Annotated in this window: 26 protein-coding genes and 1 pseudogene; 24 read left to right on the forward strand and 3 right to left on the reverse strand. The window is 40.1% G+C overall.

Going from position 1 to position 24,039, the window contains the following annotated elements; all coding sequences use genetic code 11:
* Window positions 1-21 precede the first annotated feature (21 nt).
* The 14 genes from BZG42_RS00915 (at window position 22) to glnA (ending at window position 11,985) form a co-directional block, all read left to right on the forward strand.
* Window positions 22-597 (forward strand): TlpA family protein disulfide reductase, encoded by a 576-nt coding sequence (locus BZG42_RS00915; RefSeq protein ID WP_155965178.1) that lies wholly within the window; start codon window positions 22-24, stop codon window positions 595-597.
* A 246-nt stretch (window positions 598-843) separates the two neighbouring features.
* On the forward strand, window positions 844-1,854 hold the full coding sequence (gap, locus tag BZG42_RS00920) for a type I glyceraldehyde-3-phosphate dehydrogenase (RefSeq protein ID WP_024531842.1): 1,011 nt from the start codon (window positions 844-846) through the stop codon (window positions 1,852-1,854).
* 516 nt (window positions 1,855-2,370) lie between these two features.
* A complete protein-coding gene (locus tag BZG42_RS00925) occupies window positions 2,371-3,009 on the forward strand; it encodes a GntR family transcriptional regulator (protein ID WP_231996460.1) in 639 nt (212 codons plus the stop codon).
* Window positions 3,010-3,031: 22 nt separating this feature from the next.
* The gene (locus BZG42_RS00930) at window positions 3,032-4,228 is read left to right on the forward strand and encodes an iron-containing alcohol dehydrogenase (protein WP_120171224.1); all 1,197 of its coding nucleotides are present in this window, start codon (window positions 3,032-3,034) and stop codon (window positions 4,226-4,228) included.
* A gap of 12 nt (window positions 4,229-4,240) precedes the next feature.
* Window positions 4,241-5,083, forward strand: a complete 843-nt coding sequence (locus BZG42_RS00935; RefSeq protein WP_155962870.1) for an aldo/keto reductase — start codon at window positions 4,241-4,243, stop codon at window positions 5,081-5,083.
* A gap of 178 nt (window positions 5,084-5,261) precedes the next feature.
* A complete protein-coding gene (locus BZG42_RS00940) occupies window positions 5,262-6,458 on the forward strand; it encodes a phosphoglycerate kinase (RefSeq protein WP_024531838.1) in 1,197 nt (398 codons plus the stop codon).
* Window positions 6,459-6,668: 210 nt separating this feature from the next.
* Entirely contained in the window at window positions 6,669-6,956 is a 288-nt protein-coding gene (locus BZG42_RS10230; protein ID WP_328706663.1) for a helix-turn-helix domain-containing protein, read from the forward strand.
* On the forward strand, window positions 6,953-7,522 hold the full coding sequence (locus tag BZG42_RS00945; protein WP_328706664.1) for an Rgg family transcriptional regulator: 570 nt from the start codon (window positions 6,953-6,955) through the stop codon (window positions 7,520-7,522). The genes BZG42_RS10230 and BZG42_RS00945 overlap by 4 nt, the downstream gene beginning before the upstream one ends.
* Before the next feature lie 274 nt (window positions 7,523-7,796).
* A complete protein-coding gene (locus tag BZG42_RS00950; protein WP_155971120.1) occupies window positions 7,797-7,964 on the forward strand; it encodes a hypothetical protein in 168 nt (55 codons plus the stop codon).
* Window positions 7,965-7,966: 2 nt separating this feature from the next.
* Window positions 7,967-8,131 carry a hypothetical protein gene (locus BZG42_RS10260; protein ID WP_443031413.1) on the forward strand — a complete coding sequence of 55 codons (165 nt, stop codon included), beginning with the start codon at window positions 7,967-7,969 and terminating at the stop codon, window positions 8,129-8,131.
* Window positions 8,132-8,164: 33 nt separating this feature from the next.
* Window positions 8,165-9,406 carry an MFS transporter gene (locus BZG42_RS00955; RefSeq protein ID WP_155995564.1) on the forward strand — a complete coding sequence of 414 codons (1,242 nt, stop codon included), beginning with the start codon at window positions 8,165-8,167 and terminating at the stop codon, window positions 9,404-9,406.
* Window positions 9,407-9,648: 242 nt separating this feature from the next.
* Window positions 9,649-10,161, forward strand: a complete 513-nt coding sequence (locus BZG42_RS00960; protein WP_155962865.1) for an FUSC family protein — start codon at window positions 9,649-9,651, stop codon at window positions 10,159-10,161.
* 79 nt (window positions 10,162-10,240) lie between these two features.
* Window positions 10,241-10,612: a MerR family transcriptional regulator gene (locus BZG42_RS00965; protein ID WP_024531834.1), complete on the forward strand. Its 372-nt coding sequence runs from the start codon at window positions 10,241-10,243 to the stop codon at window positions 10,610-10,612.
* Between the two features lie 26 nt (window positions 10,613-10,638).
* Window positions 10,639-11,985, forward strand: a complete 1,347-nt coding sequence (gene glnA, locus BZG42_RS00970; protein WP_155995562.1) for a type I glutamate--ammonia ligase — start codon at window positions 10,639-10,641, stop codon at window positions 11,983-11,985.
* 80 nt (window positions 11,986-12,065) lie between these two features.
* On the opposite strand, the gene rnjA is transcribed toward glnA, so the two are convergent.
* Window positions 12,066-13,745: a ribonuclease J1 gene (gene rnjA / locus BZG42_RS00975; RefSeq protein WP_024531832.1), complete on the reverse strand. Its 1,680-nt coding sequence runs from the start codon at window positions 13,743-13,745 to the stop codon at window positions 12,066-12,068.
* 3 nt (window positions 13,746-13,748) lie between these two features.
* Complete coding sequence (locus BZG42_RS00980) at window positions 13,749-13,979, reverse strand: DNA-dependent RNA polymerase subunit epsilon (RefSeq protein ID WP_024531831.1); 231 nt, start codon at window positions 13,977-13,979, stop codon at window positions 13,749-13,751.
* A 400-nt stretch (window positions 13,980-14,379) separates the two neighbouring features.
* Here BZG42_RS00980 and BZG42_RS00985 point away from each other — a divergent pair, with 400 nt between their 5' ends.
* From BZG42_RS00985 to tsaD, 6 genes and pseudogenes are all read left to right on the forward strand, one after another.
* A complete protein-coding gene (locus tag BZG42_RS00985) occupies window positions 14,380-14,553 on the forward strand; it encodes a hypothetical protein (protein ID WP_155995560.1) in 174 nt (57 codons plus the stop codon).
* 107 nt (window positions 14,554-14,660) lie between these two features.
* Window positions 14,661-14,942: an Rgg family transcriptional regulator gene (locus BZG42_RS00990; RefSeq protein WP_236563894.1), complete on the forward strand. Its 282-nt coding sequence runs from the start codon at window positions 14,661-14,663 to the stop codon at window positions 14,940-14,942.
* Window positions 14,932-15,177: pseudogene (locus BZG42_RS00995) on the forward strand (ATP-binding cassette domain-containing protein); the annotation flags it as partial. The gene BZG42_RS00990 and the pseudogene BZG42_RS00995, both read left to right, overlap by 11 nt.
* 97 nt (window positions 15,178-15,274) lie before the next feature.
* A complete protein-coding gene (tsaB, locus tag BZG42_RS01000) occupies window positions 15,275-15,958 on the forward strand; it encodes a tRNA (adenosine(37)-N6)-threonylcarbamoyltransferase complex dimerization subunit type 1 TsaB (RefSeq protein WP_155995556.1) in 684 nt (227 codons plus the stop codon).
* Window positions 15,955-16,395, forward strand: a complete 441-nt coding sequence (rimI, locus tag BZG42_RS01005; RefSeq protein WP_120171231.1) for a ribosomal protein S18-alanine N-acetyltransferase — start codon at window positions 15,955-15,957, stop codon at window positions 16,393-16,395. The genes tsaB and rimI overlap by 4 nt, the downstream gene beginning before the upstream one ends.
* Window positions 16,385-17,392 carry a tRNA (adenosine(37)-N6)-threonylcarbamoyltransferase complex transferase subunit TsaD gene (tsaD, locus tag BZG42_RS01010; protein WP_120171232.1) on the forward strand — a complete coding sequence of 336 codons (1,008 nt, stop codon included), beginning with the start codon at window positions 16,385-16,387 and terminating at the stop codon, window positions 17,390-17,392. The genes rimI and tsaD overlap by 11 nt, the downstream gene beginning before the upstream one ends.
* 117 nt (window positions 17,393-17,509) lie before the next feature.
* On the opposite strand, the gene BZG42_RS01015 is transcribed toward tsaD, so the two are convergent.
* Entirely contained in the window at window positions 17,510-18,346 is an 837-nt protein-coding gene (locus tag BZG42_RS01015) for an AraC family transcriptional regulator (protein WP_024531825.1), read from the reverse strand.
* Window positions 18,347-18,568: 222 nt separating this feature from the next.
* On the opposite strand from BZG42_RS01015, the gene BZG42_RS01020 reads away from it, so the two are divergent.
* The 4 genes from BZG42_RS01020 (at window position 18,569) to BZG42_RS01035 (ending at window position 23,978) form a co-directional block, all read left to right on the forward strand.
* A complete protein-coding gene (locus BZG42_RS01020; RefSeq protein ID WP_120171233.1) occupies window positions 18,569-19,843 on the forward strand; it encodes a sugar ABC transporter substrate-binding protein in 1,275 nt (424 codons plus the stop codon).
* 189 nt (window positions 19,844-20,032) lie between these two features.
* A complete protein-coding gene (locus BZG42_RS01025) occupies window positions 20,033-20,926 on the forward strand; it encodes a carbohydrate ABC transporter permease (RefSeq protein ID WP_120171234.1) in 894 nt (297 codons plus the stop codon).
* Between the two features lie 10 nt (window positions 20,927-20,936).
* Complete coding sequence (locus BZG42_RS01030; RefSeq protein WP_024531822.1) at window positions 20,937-21,767, forward strand: carbohydrate ABC transporter permease; 831 nt, start codon at window positions 20,937-20,939, stop codon at window positions 21,765-21,767.
* Between the two features lie 9 nt (window positions 21,768-21,776).
* Complete coding sequence (locus BZG42_RS01035; protein ID WP_120171236.1) at window positions 21,777-23,978, forward strand: alpha-galactosidase; 2,202 nt, start codon at window positions 21,777-21,779, stop codon at window positions 23,976-23,978.
* Window positions 23,979-24,039: the final 61 nt, after the last annotated feature.

Raw genomic sequence — 24,039 nt, forward strand, 5'->3', positions numbered from 1 at the left:
AAGGAATTATGGAGAAAAAATATGAAAAAAAGAGAAATTTTCACGATTTCTGTAATAGCAATTCTTGTTGTAAGTGCAGCTATTTATTTGGGAATGACGGCCAATTTAACACAAAGCAGCCCCGCCAAAACAGAGGTCAGTCAAAGCTCAAGTCAGCCTTCTGATTCAGAACTTCGCTCCTTGACAGAAACCATCAATAAAAGTAAGTTTTTAGATGCAAATGACAAAGAAATGACTTTGGCGAATTTTGCAGATAAACCATCCATTGTTGTATTTTGGGCGAGCTGGTGTCCAGATTGTCAAGCGCAATTACCTATTTTAGCTAAGTTGTATGAGAAGTACGGTAAGGATATCAACTTTGTATTTTTAAATGTTGTAGATGGAACACGTGAAACGAAAGTGAATGGTCAGAAATATTTGACTGAAAAATATCCATTTACCTATTATCAGGATAAAGGTATGAGTGTTGCTGATAGTATGGGGGTGAAGAATATCCCAACAATGTTCATATTGAATAAAAAGAAGGAAATAGTAACAGCATTTCGTGGTAACCGAACAGAAGAAGTTTTAGCCACAGCACTTGAGGCCGTAAAATAATAGTATCTAACGAATCTTACTTTGATCAGACAGTAATACCGAAATAGAAATCAAATCTATTGTTTTTTCGGACACCTGTAGATGCTTTTCTACAGTATACAAAGTCTTGCAATTTTCGGTAAATAATTATATAATAAAAATGTTGAAAAGATGCTTGTAGGCTTACAAGTTAATATTTTCACAAAAGGATTAAAAGGCATGCCTTTTAAAATATAGAACTCGATTTTCATAAGGAGGAAATCATTCATGGTAGTTAAAGTTGGTATTAACGGTTTCGGACGTATCGGTCGTCTTGCTTTCCGTCGTATCCAAAACGTTGAAGGTGTTGAAGTAACTCGTATCAATGACCTTACAGATCCAGTGATGCTTGCACACTTGTTGAAGTATGACACAACTCAAGGTCGTTTTGATGGTACTGTTGAAGTTAAAGACGGTGGTTTTGAAGTTAACGGTAAATTCGTTAAAGTTTCTGCTGAGCGTGAGCCAGGAAACATTGACTGGGCTACTGATGGCGTAGATATTGTTTTGGAAGCAACAGGTTTCTTTGCTTCTAAAGAAAAAGCTGAGCAACACATTCACGCTAACGGTGCTAAGAAAGTTGTTATCACTGCTCCTGGTGGTAACGATGTGAAGACAGTTGTTTTCAACACTAACCACGACATCCTTGACGGTACTGAAACAGTTATCTCAGGTGCTTCATGTACTACAAACTGTTTGGCACCAATGGCTAAAGCTCTTCACGATGCGTTTGGCGTTCAAAAAGGTTTGATGACTACAATCCACGGTTACACTGGTGACCAAATGGTTCTTGACGGACCACACCGTGGTGGTGACCTTCGTCGTGCTCGTGCTGCTGCAGCAAACATCGTTCCTAACTCAACTGGTGCAGCTAAAGCTATCGGTTTGGTAATCCCAGAATTGAATGGTAAACTTGATGGTGCCGCACAACGTGTTCCAGTTCCAACAGGTTCTGTAACTGAATTGGTTGCGACTCTTGATAAGAAAGTAACTGCTGACGAAGTAAACGCTGCTATGAAAGCTGCTGCTACTGAATCATTCGGTTACACTGAAGATCCACTTGTATCTTCAGACATCGTGGGTATCTCATTCGGTTCATTGTTTGACGCAACTCAAACTAAAGTAATTGAAGTGGATGGCGAGCAATTGGTGAAAGTTGTATCATGGTACGACAACGAAATGTCTTACACTGCACAACTTGTACGTACGCTTGAGTACTTTGCAAAAATTGCTAAATAATTTTGGTTTTATTGAAAAAGAAGGACTTCGGTCCTTCTTTTTTTGTGTGCCATGGAAGTAGAGCGAAGGATTGGACAACCAATGACAATCTCTTAAATTAGGGTTGCCTATTCCACTTCTTTGTCTGAAAAGACAGTAGTTCAAAAGTATAAATGGCGGTTATGACAGGATGGAACAAATAGAATGACTCTACAGAATGAGAGGTAAGAGAGTCTATGTACTCGTTAAAAGTTAGTTGACAAACGGTAGCCACGGTGGTATGAGATTGACCTTACTTGATTCTGTAGTGATTGTGAGGTCTAAAGATGCATTTAGAAGTTATGCATTTATCTTGCTTTTGTCAGAGACTGTCTAAAAAATAGAATTTTATTTTTAAAAGTATATACTTTTAAAAAAATATGTTATACTTATGATGTAAAGGGAAAGAGAGGAGGGAGTTTTATCGGAAAAATAAAACCGAGGTATCTTGTTATTTGTCAGGATATACGTGAAAAAATCCAAGAAGGAACCTATGCCATCAATGATAAATTGCCGGATGGTCAAACGCTGGCTAGTCAATATGGAGTTAGTCTATTGACCCTAAAGCGTGCCTTGGATTTGTTGGTGGCAGAAGGCTTTATTATTCGCCGTCGGGGAGATGGTACTCTGGTTAGGGATTGGAAAAGCAAGGGGTTATCTCGCTTGTATTCATTGAAAGGAACCTATCACGATTATAGGGAGCATGTAACTTCTAAAATCCTTAAGTTCGAGGTTATTCATCCATCCGCTCAGGTTGCCAGTAAATTATGCGTCAATCAAGATAGCTTTGTCTATGAAATTCAACGACTAAGAATCCTGGATGATCGGCCAATCATTATGGAGTATAGCTACATGCCTGTTGATGTCATTCCAGGATTAAGTACGAAACATTTGGAACAATCTATCTATGGCTACATACAGGATGAGCTAGGATATAAGATTCACAGTGCCTTTGTAAAGGTCGCTGGAGTTCGTCCCAATGCTATAGAACAGCTAGAAATGAATCTCTCAGACACGGACTTTCTAATGGAGACCGAACGAGTTAGCTCCTTGGGGAATTGTAAGACCTTTGAATACTCGATTGCTCGTCACTTGCCAGATGTCTTTCATTTTGAGACCGTTATCTTTCATCACTAATTAACTTTGGAAAGGAAATAAGATGAGAAATTTTCGCTTGCAAATTCCAACGGATATCCGTTTTGGAAGGGAGCGCTTGGCTGAATTGCCAGAGGTTTTATCAGCCTTTGGGAAAAGAGTGCTTTTTGCTTACGGAGGTGGTTCGATTAAAAAATCTGGTCTCTATGATAAGATTACTCAGCTTTTAAACGAAAATGATTTTACAGTTGTCGAATTGGCAGGGATTGAGCCAAATCCCCGCATTGAATCGGTTCGTCAAGGTGCAAGCTTGATCCGTGACAATGACTTGGAAGTCATCTTGGCTGTTGGTGGGGGATCAGTTGTAGATGCCAGTAAGGTCATGGCAGCAGCCGTTTACTATGATGGGGATGCTTGGGACTTGGTTGAAGATTCTAGTCTGATTGGTAAGGCCATTCCGATTGTCGATGTACTGACCCTAGCTGCTACAGGGACGGAGATGAATCGCGATGCGGTGATTTCGAATATGGCCATCAATGAAAAGCTCGACACCAGTGGTTGGGAATTGATTCCAAGAGCTTCTTTCTTAGATCCGAGTTTGACTTTTACGGTTTCCAAGTGGCAAACTGCTGCAGGAGCCGCAGATATGATGAGTCATCTTTTTGAGCAATACTTTAATCGTACGGAAGGAGTAGATGTTCAGGATAGTATAGCAGAAGGTCTGCTAAAAACCATCATCAAGCATGCCCCTGTAGCTATCCAAGAACCTGAAAACTACACTGCTCGGGCTAACTTGCTCTGGGCTTCAACTCTAGCTCTCAATGGTTTGGTTTCTAAAGGTCGTATTGATGGTTGGACTTGTCATCCGATTGAACACGAACTATCCGCTTATTATGATATTACTCACGGTATTGGCCTGGCTATTTTGACACCACGCTGGATGAAGTTCTGCATTGATACAGATCCAACAACTCATACAAAATTTGCAACTTACGCTCGTACCGTCTGGGGACTTGATGGAGGTTCTGATGAGGAATTAGCAAGACAAGCTGTTGCAAAGACTTACCACTTCTTTGAAAGTCAACTGGAAATCCCTATGACTTTGCCTGAAGTCGGTATTGAAAATCAAGATTTGGTCAGGGAGATGAGCGAGAAGGCGGTTGAGCATGGTAATCTTGGCCAAAATATTTTTGTGACTTTGGATGTGTCAGATGTAGAACAGATCATCTCAGCATCCTTTAACCCAATGAAAACATTTTAATGGAGGACATTCATGGAAAACTATACTTTATCTAACGGTGTAAAAATCCCAAAAATTGGTTTTGGAACTTGGCAAATCTCAGAAGGGGAAGAGGTTTACAATAGTGTCAGTCATGCCCTCAAGCTTGGCTATACTCACGTGGATACTGCTCAGATTTATGGTAATGAGGTGGGTGTTGGTCGCGCGATTGCAGATAGCGGCTTGCCTCGTGAGGACATTTTCTTGACGACCAAGGTTTGGAATGATAAGCATGATTATGAATTAGCAAAAGCTTCAATTGATGAATCTTTGGAAAAATTAGGTGTTGATTATGTAGATTTGCTGTTGATTCACTGGCCAAATCCGATAGCCTTGCGTGAAAATGATGCCTGGAAGTCAGGGAATGCCGGTGCTTGGAAGGCTATGGAAGAGGCCTACAAGGCTGGAAAAGTCCGAGCAATAGGCGTCTCTAATTTTATGATTCGGCATCTGCAAGCTCTCTTTGAAACGGCTGAAATCAAGCCTCATGTTAATCAAGTTCTATTGGCACCTGGTTGTCCTCAAGAAGAATTGGCTCATTTCTGCCGTCAGCATGATATTTTGCTAGAGGCATACAGTCCTCTTGGAACAGGCTCTATCTTTAGCAATTCGGTAGTTCAAGAAATTGCAACAAAATACGAGAAATCCGTTGCTCAAGTCGCTTTGCGGTGGTCTTTAGAAAAAGGTTTCTTACCGTTGCCAAAATCTGTTACTCCTAAAAATATTGAAGCCAATTTGCAAATCTTTGATTTTGAGCTGACTGTAGAAGATATTGCAGAATTGGATAAGGTTGAAGGGGTTAGTCAGCAGAAAGATCCTGACCAAGTTGGTTTTTAACGAAGAGGAGACTATAATATAAAAAGAAAAACAAGCAGACATTCGGATATGCAGAGTTACCCTTGAAAAGGGAGAGTATATAATGTTACATTCCTCACAACATTGGATGTTTCTATCGTCATTTACCAAATAATATGCTATAATGAGTAGGATAAAAAATTTTAAGGAGTCTTATCTAATGGCAAAATTGACTGTTAAAGATGTTGATTTGAAAGGTAAAAAAGTTCTTGTTCGTGTGGACTTCAACGTACCTTTGAAAGATGGTGTTATCACCAACGATAACCGTATTACTGCGGCTCTTCCAACAATCAAGTATATTCTTGAACAAGGTGGACGTGCCATCCTCTTCTCTCACCTTGGTCGTGTGAAAGAAGAAGCCGATAAAGAAGGCAAATCATTGGCTCCTGTAGCTAAGGCTTTGGCTGAAAAACTTGGTCAAGATGTTGTTTTTCCTGGTAGCACTCGCGGTAGCGACTTGGAAGCAGCTATCAATGCTTTGGAAGACGGGCAAGTTCTCCTTGTTGAAAATACTCGTTTTGAAGATGTTGATGGTAAGAAAGAATCTAAAAACGACGAAGAACTTGGTAAATACTGGGCTTCACTCGGTGACGGTATCTTCGTTAATGATGCATTTGGTACTGCACACCGTGCACATGCATCAAACGTTGGTATTTCAGCTAACGTAGAAAAAGCAGTCGCAGGTTTCCTTTTGGAAAACGAAATTGCTTATATCCAAGAAGCAGTTGAAACACCAGAGCGTCCATTTGTGGCTATCCTTGGCGGTTCAAAAGTATCTGACAAGATCGGTGTTATCGAAAACTTGCTTGAAAAAGCTGATAAAGTCCTTATCGGTGGTGGTATGACATATACCTTCTACAAAGCGCAAGGCATTGAAATCGGTAACTCACTTGTAGAAGAAGATAAATTGGATATTGCAAAAGCTCTTCTTGAAAAAGCAAATGGTAAATTGATCTTGCCGGTTGACTCAAAAGAAGCAAATGCATTTGCTGGTTATGACGTAGTACGTGATACAGAAGGCGAAGCTGTTTCAGAAGGTTTCCTTGGTCTTGACATTGGTCCGAAATCAATCGCTAAATTTGAAGCTGAACTAGAAGGCGCTAAAACTGTTGTTTGGAATGGACCAATGGGTGTCTTTGAAAACCCTGACTTCCAAGCTGGTACTATCGGTGTGATGGATGCTATCGTAAAACAACCAGGCGTTAAATCCATCATCGGTGGTGGTGACTCAGCAGCAGCAGCCATCAACCTTGGCCGTGCAGACAAGTTCTCATGGATTTCTACTGGTGGTGGTGCAAGCATGGAGTTGCTGGAGGGTAAAGTTTTACCTGGTCTTTCTGCACTTACTGAAAAATAAGCATTTCCAACGAAAAGCCTTGAAAAATCAAGGTTTTTCTCGTATTCTCTCTGTTTTCCAAGTATAATGGGCTTAGAATGTCGGAGTGAGGAGAAAAACAAACCACCATGAGTCTATTCTTTTAGAAAAATTTGCAACAATCAAGCTATAAAGTTCTTTAAAACTTGGGATTGAACATTCTCACTAAAATTGTTTTATGGGGAGAAAAATATGAACTACATGGGTGAAATATTTAAAGATTTAAGGACGAGCAGAAAAATTTCTCTGAAGGAAGCTACAGGGGGGAAATTTTCTTATTCCATGTTAAGTAAATTTGAAAATGGAGAATCAGATATAACCATTTCAAAATTACTCATTGCTTTAGAAAATATTCATACAGAATTAGCTGAATTTGTTTATCTAGTTAGAGGCTTTCAACCAACAGCCTATGATGCATTAAAAGCTAGTATATGGGATGCAAGATATCTCTATTACAAAAAATGCATCAAAATGAGATGAATGAGTATGAAGTTCATAAAAAAGATAGTCATTTACTAAAAGCCCTCATTATTAAAGGTCACATGTGTTTATTTGATGATAATGTTGAAATAAGTGATCAAGAATTAAAGTTTTTGTATGATTATTTGTTTTTTATAGATATATGGGGAGAGTTTGAGCTGAAATTGTTTTCTGATGTCGCCACTTTGTTACCATTAGATTTGTATTTTCAATATACCAGAGAAATGCTTCAAAAAGCTGATTTTTTGGGAGATTTAAGAAAAAATAAAAACTATATACATACAATCTTACTGAATGGGCTATTTAAGTCTATAAATGAAAAAAAATTAAGCAAGGCAGCCTATTTTGATAAACAAATAAAGAATCATTTTTTTGAGGAAAATGATAGTTATTTACGAATAGTGTACATGTTTGCAGATGGACAACATGATTGTATCAAAGGAGATAAGGAAAACGGCATCAAGAAAATGGAGACGTCAGTGGAAATTTTAAAATATTTAAACTGCACAGATAGTGCAGAATATTATCTGAATAGTATGAAGCACTGGCTGAAAACTGTTGAATAAATTAAAATGTGATAGTTTAAATAAAAAAGAGTTTATCTAAAAAAAAAACCTTTGTTATAGAGTTTTTTTGCGGATAACTCTTTTTTTTTTGATTGATAAAATATGAAAATTTTATTTTGAACACTGTTTAGTAAGTTATAATGTGCTTATAAAAAATAGAGGAGGAAAATGATATGACGCAATTTGCACTTGAAGCAAGCAAATGTTCTGAACCAATTCAAGATATTGTCGTGACAGATAAATGTCAAGTTCACTTGATAGAAATGAGAGTACGATGAAAAATACAATTTTAACAAAATACTGCAATTCAGAAGAAGCAGAAAATTCAAATACAAAAAGTTTTGAAGAAACATTTGAACGATATATTGAAAGTAAAATAAAAGAAATAGTACATAATCCTAAGAAATATCCATTTATAAAAATTATCAACAATGGAAAATAAATATGAAGTCATCACAGTTTAAGTACCATGAAATAAGTTGGTATAATCTACCTGAATTTGGATTTAAAATTCATATTTCAGGAACTATAGAAAACTACACGGACATGTATGAGTTGGTCATTCCTTATTTGATGTCTAAGAATGTCTCGTTTAAATGCTTAGAATAAGTCAATACAAAGAAATATATTTTGAGGTGGGCGATGAAATTATTATTTAAAAACAGTGTGTATAGAGTAATAACTTTTTCGAGAATGCTGAATTCCTTGGGTTCATATATCTATAATTTAGTTTTTATTATCTATGCATCCAGTTTACCCCAAGCTACTTTTGCTGTATTTATAGCGAATATGGTTACAGTTATTCCGACAGTTTTTACATTTTGGGTGGGGATAAAGGCCGATCGCACTCGAAACAAAGCATTATGGATGATTGCTGTTGGCTTTATCCAAGCTATCTTATTTACCTTAGTTGCTTTTATGATTGAGAATAAAACCTTTTTTGTGTTTTCTTTCGTTTGTCTGTTAAATGTAGTTAGTGATGTACTAGGCGACTATGCTTCTGGTTTGCGTCTCCCTATTTTACAAAAAAATATTCAGAAAGAGGACTTGTTTGAAGCTTATTCTTTTTCCCAATTTTCTTCATACCTGTGTAATATAGTGGGACAAACTTTCGGTGTGTGGTTGCTTACGGTATCAAATAATAACTTTTCCTTTGTAGCAATAATAAACGCATTGTCGTTTGTACTATCTGCTGTTGTCCTTTTAATGAATAAGAAAAAACTGAGTCATGAACCTGTTATTGCTTCAGATCAACAAGATTCTTTATTAAAACAATTCAAAGAAATGTATAGCAATATGAATGATATTTTTAAAAAATCAAACAACACTTCTTTTATAAAAATATTATTATCAATATTGGTTATAAATGCGTTGGGTGGAGCAGTTAGTAGTATTTACAATTTCTATTTTATGCAACACGGATTATTTAGCTTGAGTTATGGTCAATCTCTGCTTGTAGTTCAAATCGTATTATTGGTAGGGGCTATTTGGGGTAGCTTAACTCCGCATGATTATTTTGCAAAGAAAAGCTTTTCTACTCTGTTGGTAATCAACAGCTCTCTTTTTGGAATTCTTGGATTTGTAAATTCCACTTTTTCCAGTCCACTATTTGGAATAGTTGTATTGTTCTTTGCTGCTTATATAATGGGAAAATCAGTCCCTAAATTAGATGCTCTACTTATGGAGAGTCTACCTTCAAATATTTTAGCACAAAGCAATAATTTTTTGGGAATGTTGTTCACACTATCACTTCCTGTTGGAACGTTCATTTTTTCCTCTTTAGCAACCTATAATATAAATATTACTTGGTTTGTATTTACTATTGTTTCAATGGTTGCCCTATTTTTCTCTACTGTTAAAGATTTGCAGAGTAATGAAAAGTAATCATTTAGTGACTTTCCAGAGGAAGTTAAAAATTTAATTTTAAGGGAATCTTAGACAGATTTGCAGTCAGTGATGGGGATGACAAGAGAGCATCCCTATTTTTGTGTATGATCTGCGGTATAAAGAGGTAAACGTAGGATGTTTTTTGATTGTCATTTCTGGTTCATTCATCGAATGATAAAAAGAAGCGTCACTTCCAGCTTTAGAGCATATTTTAAGGAGAATCATGGTAGAATAGAGATATGTTTAAGAAGTATAGATTTGATCCAAAGAAATTTAGATTAGGCATGCGGACCTTTAAGTCAGGTTTAGCAGTTTTTTTGGTGATTTTATTATTTACCTGTGTGGGGTGGCAGGGTGTTCAAATTGCAGCGCTGACAACGGTTTTTAGTTTGCGGGAAGATTTTGATCAGAGTGTGCACTTTGGTGCGTCGCGCATTTTAGGAAATACCATAGGTGGTCTATATGCCTTGCTATTTTTTATCATCAATGGTCTCTTTCATAATCATTATCTGGTGACACTTATTTTGGTTCCGATCTGTGTTATGTTGACCATCATGACCAATGTGGCAATGAACAATAAGGCAGGAATCATTGGTGCAGTGTCAGCTATGCTGATCATCTCTCTTTCTATTCCGGCTGGGAACACGATTCAGTATGTTTTCATTCGGGTTTTTGAGACATTTATAGGTGTCTTTATTGCTATTTTAGTCAATTATGATATAAACACAATAAAAAAGCGCTTTCAAAAATAAATGATGTAATAAAATATAACATTACCTATTGACCTAAAAAATGTTTTCTCCTATAATGATAGGCAGAAAGGAGTTCGTTATGAGAGAAAAAGAGTTTCGTCGTTCTTTAGCTATCTTTCCGATTGGCAGCGTAATGAAATTGACTGACTTAACAGCCCGTCAAATTCGTTACTACGAAGATCAAGGCTTGATTAAACCGGATCGGAATGAGGGCAACCGTCGCTTGTATTCTCTAAATGATATGGATCTACTCCTAGAAATCAAGGATTTTTTGAATGAGGGATTGAATATTGCCGCGATTAAAAAGGAATATGCAAACCGTGAGGCAAAGGCCAAGCTTCAAAAACAACAGAAAACCTTGACGGATGAGGATGTACGCCGCATCTTACATGACGAATTCAGTCGTCAAGGGCGATTTTCAAGTCCTAGCTCCATTTTTCGTTCATCATAATGAGTTTTTTAATAGAGGAGAAAACAATGGCATTTACAGTAGCGGACATCCAGCGTGATATAAAAGAGAAAAATGTTACCTTCCTGCGTCTAATGTTTACAGATATTATGGGAGTAATGAAAAACGTAGAAATTCCGGCAACCGATGAGCAGGTAGATAAGGTTCTATCAAACAAGGTGATGTTTGATGGTTCATCTATTGAGGGGTTCGTTCGTATCAATGAATCAGATATGTATCTTTACCCTGACCTGAACACTTGGACTATCTTCCCTTGGGGTGATGAAAATGGTCGTGTAGCAGGGTTGATTTGTGATATTTATACAACAGAAGGGAAGCCGTTTGCAGGTGACCCTCGTGGGAACTTGAAAAAATCTCTTCGCCACATGGAAGAAGTTGGTTTTTCATCCTTTAACCTTGGACCAGAGCCAGAATTTTTCCTCTTTAAGATGGACGAGCAAGGCAATCCAACACTTGAAGTGAACGACAAGGGTGGGTACTTTGATCTGGCACCAACAGATCTTGCAGATAATACCCGTCGTGAGATTGTTAATGTGTTGACAGAGATGGGCTTTGAAGTAGAAGCGAGCCATCATGAGGTAGCTGTTGGGCAGCATGAAATTGATTTTAAGTATGCGGACGTTTTGAAGGCTTGTGATAATATCCAGATTTTCAAATTGGTTGTAAAAACGATTGCCCGCAAGCATGGTCTGTATGCAACCTTTATGGCGAAGCCTAAGTTTGGTATTGCAGGTTCTGGTATGCACTGTAATATGTCTTTGTTTGATAAAGAGGGGAATAATGCCTTCTTTGACCCGGAAGATCCACGTGGTATGCAATTATCAGAGACAGCCTATCATTTCCTCGGTGGCTTGATTCAGCACGCTTACAATTATACTGCGATTACAAATCCGACGGTCAACTCCTACAAGCGCTTGGTTCCGGGGTTCGAGGCTCCTGTCTATATTGCTTGGGCAGGTAAAAACCGATCGCCTTTGGTACGTGTTCCAGCTTCGCGTGGTATGGGAACACGTTTGGAATTGCGTTCGGTTGATCCGACAGCCAATCCTTACTTGGCGATGGCTGTCCTCTTAGAAGTTGGTTTGCATGGGATTGAACACAAGCTTGAAGCGCCAGCACCGGTAGAGTCAAATATTTATGCTATGTCCGATGAAGAACACCATGAAGTCGGAATTACAGATCTTCCGTCAACACTCCACAACGCCTTGAAAGCTCTTCGTGAGGATGAAGTGGTGCGTGCAGCCTTGGGAGAACATATCTACATAAACTTTGTAGAAGCGAAGAAAATTGAATGGGCGAGTTACGCAACCTACGTCTCACAATGGGAAATTGATAATTATTTAGATTTGTACTAAGAAGAGGCCGACAGGCTTCTTTTTTATGGAAAATAAAAAAGATTGAAGGGTGCACAGAAAGGCTTCTTCAATCTTTTTCGTTAACGATCTGGTGTGAGGAGCATGGGAATAATAATCGGCTCACGTTCTGTTTTTTCGTAGAGGAATGGACGTAGGGCATTGACGATTGCACCGTTGACCGTTTGAATATTGGCATCTTTGTTTCTCATAGCGATACGGATGGCGTTAAAGAGGACGCGTTGGCTTTCGCGAATGAGATCGCCAGATTCTCTCATATAGATAAAACCACGACTGAGGATGTCTGGGCCTGCCAAAATCATTTTAGACTGGAAGTCAACGGTTGCAACAGCTAGAACGACACCGTCTTCTGACAAATCCCGACGATCTTTGAGGACAGCAGCACCGATTTCACCGATACGGTTTCCGTCAACGTAGATGTCCTGAGCGTTGAATTGACCAGCAATTCGTGCAGAGTTCTTTGTGAGAGCTAGCACATCTCCGTTTTCCATGATGAAAATGTTATCTTTTGGAACACCAGTATCTACTGCCAGACCAGCATGGATTTTTTGCATGCGGTATTCACCATGCACAGGCATGAAGTATTTTGGCTTGATGAGGCGCAACATGAGTTTTTGTTCTTGTTGGCCACCGTGTCCGGATGTATGAATGTTATTGATTTTACCGTGGATAACATCAACACCAGCTTCAATCAAGATATTGATGAGTTTGTTTACTCCTGTGGTATTTCCCGGAATAGGGCTAGATGAGAAGATAACGGTATCTCCTGGCTGGAGTTGAACCTGGCGGTGCGTGCCATGAGCAATACGTGATAGAGCCGCCATCGGTTCGCCCTGACTCCCTGTACAGAGAATCATAATCTCGCTGGCTGGGTATTCTTTGATTTCGTTTGGTTCGATGAAGGTATGTTTGGGAACCTTGATGTAGCCTAGTTCAATACCGTTAGCGATAGCTTTCTCCATAGAACGACCAAAAACTGCAATTTTACGTCCAGTTTTAACCGCTGCATCTGCTGCTTGTTGGAGTCGGAAAATGTTGGAGGCAAAAGAGGCAAAGATGATACGTCCGTGGATACCTTCGATCAGTTTCATGATGGATTGACCGACCACCTTTTCTGAATTGGTAAAGGTTGGAATTTCTGCGTTGGTTGAGTCGGATAAGAGGCAGAGCACCCCTTCTTCTCCAAGCGCTGCCATGCGGTGCAAGTCAGCGGGCTCTCCAACGGGTGTCAGGTCAAACTTGAAGTCACCAGTACAAACAATTTTTCCCTGAGGGGTGTCAATGACGATACCGAGTGGTTCGGGGATAGAGTGGGTGGTCCGGAAGAAGGTGACTTTTAGGTGTTTAAAGGTCAGTTCGGTGTTGTGGTTGATTTCATGCAAAGATGCGTCACGCAGTAGACCATGTTCTTCTAATTTGCCGCGAATAAGAGCAAGGGCAAGCGGACCGGCATAGATAGGGATATTGGCTTGCTTGAGCAAGAATGGGATACCACCGATATGGTCTTCGTGTCCGTGGGTAATAACTAGGCATTTGATACGGTCTAGATTTTCAACGATGTAGGAGTAGTCCGGGATAACGTAGTCGATACCTAATAGGTCATCTTCTGGGAACTTGATGCCTGCATCGACAATGATAATTTCATTCTTGTATTCGATACCGTAGGTATTTTTCCCGATCTCACCCAAACCACCGATGGCGAAAACACCAACTTCATGAGGTTTTAGATTAACTGATGACATGAATTAAAACTCCGTAATTTTGAAATCTGCATGCTCTTTCTCGTATTCAAGGTGATTGTCTGATAAGAGGTCAATAAATTCAATGTTGTATTCTGGGCGATTTGTTTCAACTAATTCGCGGGCAATGATCCGACCTTCTAATTCTGATGGAGCGTCGATGTCTAGGTAGAGTGCGCGTGTTTGTTCGCGTCGAGGGCTAATTTTTGATTCTTGATAGAATACTTTGTAAATCATGTGTGGTATAGTTCCTTTCTTTTGACTGGCAACTACGAAAAAAGCCCCAAACAGTCAATCTGTTTGGTAGTTGTTATTCAATTTTCTTGAGTTGTCGATTTCTTCAGTCTAATTGTTACTCCTTATTATATCATAAAAATGGTATTGGTAAAAGGAATTGATAGGGAAATGAAAGGTGTAATGGTTTTCAGAAAAAAGAAGTCAAGGATTGTGATTGATATACAAAGTTGACAAAAATATTATTCGTTATTATGATAAATGTAAGTGGTATTTTCGGTTACTAAATAAAAAGGAGAGGGCCATGGAAAACGTACCGCAAGTAGGTATAGGTGAGTTTTATAGCGAACTTCGTCGTTCTTGATTGGTTAAGCAAAAAGATGTCGTCGGTGGAGAGTTTACGATGGCTCAGTTGTCGCACTTTGAGTCAGGTAAGTCTATGTTGGCAGCAGACAAATTGATACTGGCAGTTGAGGGCATCAACATAACCATGGAGGAATTTACCTATAAGTATCATGGTTATAAAGAAGCACCACATATCGAACTAGCCAATCTAATTTCGGATCTGTATTACTAGCAAGATAGGGAGGGGTTGTTGGCATTGTTTGGATCAGACCTTTTGAAAGCTGAAGGTCCCTCTATGCAAGACTAAATGGAATTGTCATTAAGGTAGCACTTGTTGCTTTGGATGGGGGAGATCATTTTGACGAGGAGGATAAGAAGTTTCTCGCTGATTATCTATTTGCCATTGAGGAATGGATGAGTTTTGAGTTGTATTTGTTTTTAAATGCTCAAATGTTGTTGAATGACAATATGATTGTTAGTTTATTATCTGAGCTGAAGAATGAATCTAAGAGTTACCGAAATTTAAGAAAGTATAGAGATTATTTGAAAAAAATACTTATCAATTCGGTTGGCTTGCTGAATGAATTTACAGATATTCTTAATGTAAAAAGTAGAGAATAATGGCGAAAATATTTCAGGTGGTTAGCGAGTTCGTTTAGAAATTGCACGCTTCCTCTTGCGGAAAAAGGATGTTCTTTTGGCGGATGAGGTTACGGCAGTCTTGGATGAGAAAAATGGTAAGGCTGTTCGTCAGCTTTTACATTCCTTGCCAATCATGATAGTAGAAATTGCTCATCATATTGATGACGGTATTCGGTATAATCAAGTATTGGAATTGAAAAGAGGAGAGAAATAGAAGGGACTGGGAAATAGTATCTCAGTCTTTTCCATTATTTGAAAAATTCCCCAAGATAGCTTACAATAGGGGTAGCATTGTATAGAAAGAGAAAACCATGAAAATTTTAGCTTTAGATAGCTCCAATCAGGCCTTGTCTGTGGCTTTGGTGGAGGATGATTGTTTGCAGGCGGAGACCCTCCTGACTATTAAGAAAAATCATAGTATCAGCCTGATGCCTGTTATTGATTTTTTGATGGAACAGGTGGGGTGGATGCCAAAAGACTTGGATAGAATCATCGTGGCACAGGGACCTGGTTCGTACACAGGTCTCCGAGTAGCGGTAGCAACTGCTAAAACCTTAGCCTACACTCTAAAGATTGAGCTGGTGGGAATCTCTAGCCTTTATGCCTTGGTACCTCCGGGGCTTTCTGGTTTGGTGGTTCCCCTCATTGACGCCCGCCGTAACCATGTTTATGCAGGTGTTTATGAAAATGGCAGAGCGGTAGAAGCGGATAAGTATTGGTCTTTTGAGGAATTGATAACTAGTTTGTCAGCTAGAGAAAACCTTACTTTTGTGGGAGAGGTGACAAACTTTGTCACACAGATTGATGAAGCGTTGCCAGCGGCAACCTGTCAAGCTAGTTTTCCATCGGCCTATCAGATAGCCCTGCTTGGAAAGGACTTGCCAGCGGTTGATGTGATGAATTTTGAGCCGAATTATCTCAAGCGAGTTGAAGCAGAGGAAAATTGGCTCAGGGACAATGAAGCAGGTTCAGAAAGCTATATTAAACGTGTATGATAGAGATTAGGCAATACGATAGGCAAGTAGATTTAGCGGCAGAAATTTACGCTGTCATGGCTTGTGTTTATCAGGTATCTCCTTGGACTTTGGAGCAGATTCGATTGGATATGGCAGGGGAGCATACCTACTATTATCTAGCTTATGCAGGTCAAGAGGTGGTTGGTTTTCTGGCTGTTCAGACGGTGTTGGATGAAATGGAAATTTTGCAGATTGCTGTCAAGACTAATTTTCAGAGGCGGGGAATTGCTAGTCTCCTGTTGGCTTGTGTGATGGAATGGGAAGGGGACATCTTTCTCGAAGTGAGGGAGTCCAACTTAGCAGCTCAGTCCCTCTATACACGCCAACATTTTACTAAAATAGGAAAACGAAAGAGCTATTACCGTTATCCTATCGAGGATGCAGTGATAATGAAGAGAGAACGTGATGAAAGATAGATTGATTTTGGCGATTGAGACTTCTTGTGATGAGACCTCAGTGGCTGTTTTACGCAATGAAGCGGAACTGTTGTCCAATGTAATTGCTAGCCAAATTTCCAGCCACCAGCGTTTTGGTGGTGTGGTACCAGAGGTAGCTAGTCGCCACCATGTGGAGGTGATTACGGCCTGTATTGATGAGGCCTTGCTGGAGGCAGGGGTAACTGCTGGAGAATTGACAGCTGTAGCGGTGACTTATGGACCGGGTCTGGTTGGAGCGCTCTTGGTCGGTCTTTCAGCAGCTAAAGCTTTTGCTTGGGCCAATGGTCTACCCCTGATTCCGGTTAACCACATGGCAGGACACTTAATGGCGGCGCGTGCGGTAAAGGAGTTGGAATTTCCACTTCTAGCACTCTTGGTCAGCGGTGGGCATACAGAGTTAGTCTATGTGTCAGAGGCAGGTGACTATAAGATTATCGGTGAAACGCGAGATGATGCAGTCGGTGAGGCTTATGATAAGGTGGGGCGAGTGATGGGGCTTTCCTATCCGGCAGGTCGGGTTATTGATGAGCTGGCCCGTGAGGGGAAAGATATTTATGACTTCCCTCGTGCTATGATTAAGGAAGATAATCTGGAATTTTCATTCTCTGGTCTCAAATCGGCCTTTATCAATCTCTACCACAATGCCCAACAAAAAGGGGAGGTATTATCCAAGGCGAACCTGTCTGCTTCTTTCCAAGCCTGTGTTTTGGATATTCTTATGGCCAAGACCAAGAAAGCACTGGAACGATACCCTGTGAAAACCTTGGTCGTAGCAGGTGGTGTAGCAGCCAATCAAGGCTTGCGAGAACGTCTGGCAGCGGAAATGACAGATGTAGAGGTTATCATCCCACCGCTTCGTCTCTGTGGCGACAATGCAGGTATGATTGCCTTAGCGGCGGTTAGTGAGTACAATAGGAAGAATGTTGCAGGCTGGGACTTGAATGCCAAACCAAGTTTGGCTTTTGAGAGCCTATAGTTTATGAAAATAACATTGAACTGGGTGTACTTTAATCATTTGTACCCTCATTCTCTGGCGTTTATATTTAACAAAAGGATAAAAACAACCTCTTACGGTCGTGCAATCGTAAGAGGTTTATTTATGAATCTTTCGCCAGCGATTTGGGGACATTTGATAGTGTCTCTTAAAGGCAGTTGAGAAATTGAATTGATTGGAATAACCGATTTCTTCAGCGATTTCCTGCAAGGTCTTGTTAGTGTTTTTCAGGAGTTCACAGGCCTCGCTTAAACGATATTGAATGATGAACTGCTGCGGAGAGATGTTCATTTGTTCTTTGAACAGCCGACTGAAATAGTGGCGATTGAGGTTGCAAAATTGTGCCAAATCATCAACGGAGATAGCTTTTTCATAGTTTCGTTCCACAAAATTGATGGCCTCACGAATATAAAATTCCTTATTTTCATCATGTCTACTGCTCGTTTTTGTTAACGAGCAGTCTATCAAGGAGGAAATAAATAGATAGAGATGACCAAGAAGAAGTGCACTTTTCTGATGATGCAGTGCGAGAATCTGTTTCATCTCATAATAGACTGGGCTGGTAGTTGGGGTGTCCCTTTGTGAAAAGATGGGTTGTTCCTTTGAAAGCCCAGCCTGACGCAGAAAGTGTTCTGTTTTCAATCCATCAAATTCAATCCAAATGTATGTCCAAGGGTTTTGCTCGTCTGCCTGATAGCTACAGATAGTATCTGGTGAGATGAGGAAGCCTTGTCCAGCTTTTAGAGGGTAGTCTCTCTGGTTAGAAGTATCGTAAAAAGTTCCTGATCCGGAGATAACATAATGGAACAGATAGTGTTGTTTCATGGTTGGACCAAATGAATGAAGCGGTTGACAGGCTTCCATGCCAAATTGGATAGGATAAAAGTCGACGTAAGAACGATTGTTAAAAACGTAAAACTCAGGTTGTATCGCCATCAGTAATTCTCCCTATCTCCCCACATTTTTTGTAAAGGCTTACAATCAGTATAGCATATTTATATGCAAATGTGACATTTTATTTGGAAAAATTAGAAAATATCCCAAAATCATATAGAAGATGTCAAATATTCCTATTCTATAAAAAATCACTTACATGGTATAGTTATCTTAGAAAACAACGTAAGTCGAATGATTCGACAAAAGAAAAGGGGTATTACGATGAAGAAATGTGGGCGCTATGTAGCATTGGTTGCAGCTGCTAGTCTTTTGGTAGCCTGCTCTAGTTCTAAGGGGTCTAGTGGTGCAACGAAGGAAAGTAGCTCTGGAAAAACTGAATTGTCCTATGCAATTTGGGACTCAGGTCAAGAGCCTGGACTGAGAAAAATTGCAGATGAGTTTGAGAAAAAGAATCCAAATATTAAAATCAATATTCAGGTGTCGGACTGGGATTCTTACTGGACTATGTTAGAAGCTGGTGCTACAGGTGGTTCGTTGCCGGATACTTTCTGGATGCACTCAAATGAAATCCATCGCTATGGAGCTAATGATATGCTACTCCCACTGGATGAGTATCTTGCTAAGAGTGAGGATGCGAAGTTAGCGAATTTTCCAGACGGTTTGAACAAAATTTACAATATCAAGGGTAAGCAGTATGCTATTCCGAAGGACTTTGATACGATTGGTCTTTGGTACAATAAGAAATTATTTGATGAGGCAGGTATTCCCTATCCAGATGATACCTGGGATTGGAATAAGCTGAAAGAAGTTGCCAAGAAGTTAACGAAAGAAGACGGTAGTCAATACGGTTTTGGCGCTGGTTTAAGCAATCAAGAAGGCTATTACAACTTTATCTATCAAAATGGTGGTAAGGTAATCACAGACAATCTCAAATCAGGTTATGATGATCCTAAGACAATTGAAGCTTTAAATTATTATTTCAGCTTTGTGAAAGAAAAGCTGTCTCCGGCAATTACAGTGGATAAGGAGCGAGCTGAGGTCTTCCAAAATGGTCGAGTTGCCATGAGTCTCTTCGGTTCTTGGAATTTAGCTGGCTTCACTGCAAATGACTATATTCGCAAAAATGCGGATGTAGCTGTCTTGCCGAAGGGACCAGATGGAACTCGTGCAACTATCTTTAATGGTTTGGGGCATGCTATTTCTGCTAAAACGAAGAATCCAGAAGCGGCTTGGAAGTGGGTTGAATATCTCAGCTCAAAAGAAGCTCAAGAAATGCAAGCGACCTTGGGTGTAGCTATCTCAGCTTACAAAGGCGCAGCCAACACTTGGGTAGAGTCAAATAAAAATTTTGCGATTAAGAACTACGTGGATATGGTGGAATATGCACAGATCCGTCCGTATTCACAATCAACCATCAAGTGGGAAGATAAGGCTTATGAACTATTGAAACCAGCCTACCTTGGTGAAAAAACAACAGAAGCTGCTGCCAAGGAAACAGCAGATATGATGAATGCAGAATTAGCAACTGAGAAATAGCCAGGAGGTCTAGGGAAGTAAATCTCTTCCCCGGACCTTCTTATACTCTATGAAAAGCAAATGGAGAGCACAGCTTATGTTTTCTATCGAAGTCGGTCTGACGATTTGCTTGGGTCATCTCTGGTGGTGTTTTACACTTAATATTGATGTTCATTGAGTATGCTGATAAAAAATAGAAGGATGGGTAGTATGTTTCGGAAAAAGGGAAGTTTAAACGAGGCAATTTGGGGCTGGGCGATGGTTGCACCGACAATTGTTGGTTTAATAGTGCTCAACATTATTCCCATTTTTCAAACCATGAAGATGAGTTTCCACAAGAGTGGGGATTTTGGGAAGAATGATATGTTTGTTGGTCTAGCAAATTACCAGCGGATGCTAGGAGATGCACAGGTGTGGCAGGCGACATGGAATACCATGAAGTACACGATTTTGGTCGTTCCAGCTACGGTTGCATTGGCCATGTTGTTGGCGGTCCTACTCAATTCCAAAATAAAAGGTAAGCATGTTTATCGGACCATTTTTTTCCTACCTATGGTTGCGGCGCCAGCTGCTGTAACCATGGTTTGGAGATGGTTGTATAATACTGATTTTGGTTTGATTAACTATGTTTTACGCCGCTTGGGGTTTGGAGCTGTTAACTGGATTGAGGACCCTAAGATTGCTCTGTATTCCATTGCTCTTATCGGAATTTGGAGTACAGTCGGGTACAGTATGATTTTGATTTTAGCAGGTTTACAAGAGATTCCTACGGATTTCTACGAGGCGGCTCGTATCGACGGTGCCAGTCCAATCAAGCAATTCTTCTCCATCACCCTGCCACTTGTTTCTCCGACTCTTTTCTTTGTAGTAGTGACTAGTGTCATTCAATCCATGCAAGTATTTGATGTGATTTATATGATGGAGGACATTCGTAGTCCAGCTTATGATAAGACGGTGTCTTTGGTTTATCTGTTTTACAATAATTCCTTCAAGTATTCAGACAAGGGATATGGATCCACTATCGTCATGCTCTTACTATTGATTATTCTTGTGATTACCTTTGTTCAGATGAAGGTACAGAAAAAATGGGTACATTACCAGTAAGGAGGTTCATGTGAAACACTCGGCTTTTAAATCAACTATCTGGATGCATGTCTTTCTGATTATGGTGGCATTGGGAATGCTTATCCCCTTTATCTGGATGGTATTGACATCTTTTAAAACAGTAACAGAATCCACTCAGATGAATCCCTTCCAAATTTTACCAAGCAAGTGGATGGTTAATAACTATACGGAAGCTATTCGAACCAATAACTTTCCTATTCTTTATGTTAATACGATTTTGATGATGTTGTGGCGAATTTTCAGCTCGGTCATGTTTTCTGCTATGGCAGCCTACGCTTTTGCACGACTGGAATTTCCGGGACGAGATTTTTTGTTTGGTCTGGTCCTTTTCCAAATGATGGTACCGCCGCAATTATTTGTCATTCCGCAGTATTTGATGATTGACCAACTCGGTATGCGCAATACGATTTTTGCTTTAGTCTTTCCGGGACTGGTCAGTGCATTTGGAACGTTCCTGTTACGTCAATTTTTCATGGGACTTCCAAAAGAATTGGAAGAATCTGCTAAGTTGGATGGCTGTAATATTGGACAAACTTTTTTCAAGGTGATGTTACCCTTGGCTAAGTCTGGTCTGATTGCCTTGGCGATTTTCACAGCTCTGTTTGCTTTTAAGGATTTGTTGTGGCCATTGATTATCAACTCAGAAGCAGATAAAGCAACTCTGTCCAGTGCTCTTTCTAAAATTCAAGGTGCTTATGCGGTTAATTATCCTCAACTAATGGCAGCAAGTGTCTTGGCTATTTGGCCTATGCTTGTTCTTTACGTGGTATTTCAGAAGCAATTTATTCAAGGGATTGCCACATCTGGTGGAAAATTATAGGAGGCTACAATGGGAATTATCTTTCATCAAGAGACAAGGGAATTCCATCTTTACAATGATTTTATCAGCTATGTATTAACGGTATTGCCAAATGGTCATATTGGGAATCTGTACTACGGAAAACGGGTGACAGAGACAGTTTCCTATCAGTATGTCCGCGAGGATGAATATCGGGCGCTAACATCATTTCTAGTTGATGATGGCTCGTCCTTCTCACTCCAGTATGCCAATCCAGAATTTGCTTGCTATGGGACGACAGATTATTTTTCGCCGGCCTTTGAATTAGTGCAAAAAGATGGTAGTGCCTTGTCACATTTTGTCTATCAAGGGCATAACATCTATTCAGGCCGATCGGTTTTGCAGGGCCTTCCTTATCTTTATTTAGACGAGGATAGTCAGGCAGAGAGTTTAGACATTTATTTGGTGGATAAGAAATCTCAAACTCGTCTAGTCCTGTCCTATACGATTTTTAGAGATTATCCAGCGGTTACACGTTCAGCTCGTTTTGAGCAGCTAGGAGAGGAATCTATTCGTTTAAATCGTGCTCTGAGCCTGACTCTTTGTCTACCAGATATGGACTATGACTGGATTCATCTGGATGGAGCTTGGGGGAGGGAACGACACGTACAAGTATCTCCTCTGCATCAGGGCTGCCAATCTATTTATAGTCTGAAAGGGGCAAGCAGTGCTGAGCACAATCCCTTTATGGCCCTAAAACGCCCAACTGCTGACGAACATCAAGGAGAGGTGCTTGGTTTTGCTCTGGTTTACAGCGGAAATTTCTTAGCCCAAGTTGATGTCAGTTCCTTCCGAAAGGTTCGTGTCAGTATGGGGATTCATCCAGAGAGATTTTCTTGGAAACTAGAGCAGGGAGAGGTTTTTCAGACTCCTGAAGTCGTCATGGTTTACAGTGACCAAGGTTTGAATGGTATGAGTCAAACTTATCATGGTCTCTTCCAAAAGCACTTGGTAAGAGGTTACTGGCGTGATCAGGAACGACCTGTCCTACTGAATAATTGGGAAGCCATGAATTTTGATTTTGATGAAGAAAAGATTATTTCTTTGGCCAAGGCAGCTTCAGATTTGGGTGTTGAATTATTCGTCATGGATGATGGATGGTTTGGGAAACGCAACCATGATCGAGCGGGTTTAGGGGATTGGATAGTCAATCGGGAAAAGCTGCCGAGTGGCTTAACGGGAATCATTGAGCAGATACATGCTATGGGGATGCAGTTTGGGCTGTGGATTGAACCTGAAATGGTAAATAAGGATAGTAATCTATATCAGGAGCATCCAGATTGGATTCTTCATCATCCTTGCCACAGTCCGTCACATGGTCGCCATCAGTATACCTTGGATTTATCAAGAGAAGAAGTTTATCAAAATATCTACAGCCAACTCCATCGCCTCTTATCAGAGCATGAGATTGATTACATCAAATGGGATATGAATCGTTATATGACAGAAGTTTATAGTTGTACACGAGAAGCAGACCGTCAAGGCGAGATATTCCATCGTTATATCCTCAATTTGTATCGTTTGTACGATAATTTGCTTGAAGCCTTTCCAAAAGTTCTCTTCGAGTCTTGTTCCAGCGGTGGAGCAAGATTTGATCCAGGAATGCTTTATTATGCACCACAAACTTGGACCAGTGATGATACGGATGCTATGGAACGCTTGAAAATTCAATATGGCACTAGTATGGTTTATCCCTTGAATAGCATGGGATGTCATGTTTCGGCCTGTCCCAACCAGCAACTAGGACGCTCTACTCCTTTAGCTACTCGTGCGAATGTTGCCTTTTTTGGCAGTTTTGGTTACGAACTTGATTTGTTTGAATGCAATCAAGAGGAACTAGAAGCTATACGAGAGCAAATCACCTTTTATAAAACCTATAGAGAAGTTTTCCAACAAGGGCTTTTCACACGACTTAAAAGTCCATTTGAAGGAGAGGTAACAGCGTGGCAGGTTCAATCCTCAGACGAGAAACAAGTGATCGTCGGCTACTATCGTCGTTTAACGACAGCAAACCTTGCCTATGACCGGCTTCGCTTGTGTGATCTAGATGCGGAAGCTCGTTACCAAGTAGATGGGGTTACCTACACCGGCAGCCAACTGATGTATACCGGATTGTCTATTCAACACGGAGACCATGTTGGAGAAAATAAGGATTTTACTTCTTGGATTAAGGTTCTTGAGAAACAATCTTAGTCTCCCTATCCGCAGACTCAGCATCCCTGCTGGGTCTGTTTTCTAGAAGACGATTTGATGT

It is taken from the genome of Streptococcus sp. DAT741, from assembly GCF_009866825.1.
GTDB lineage: Bacteria > Bacillota > Bacilli > Lactobacillales > Streptococcaceae > Streptococcus > Streptococcus ruminantium.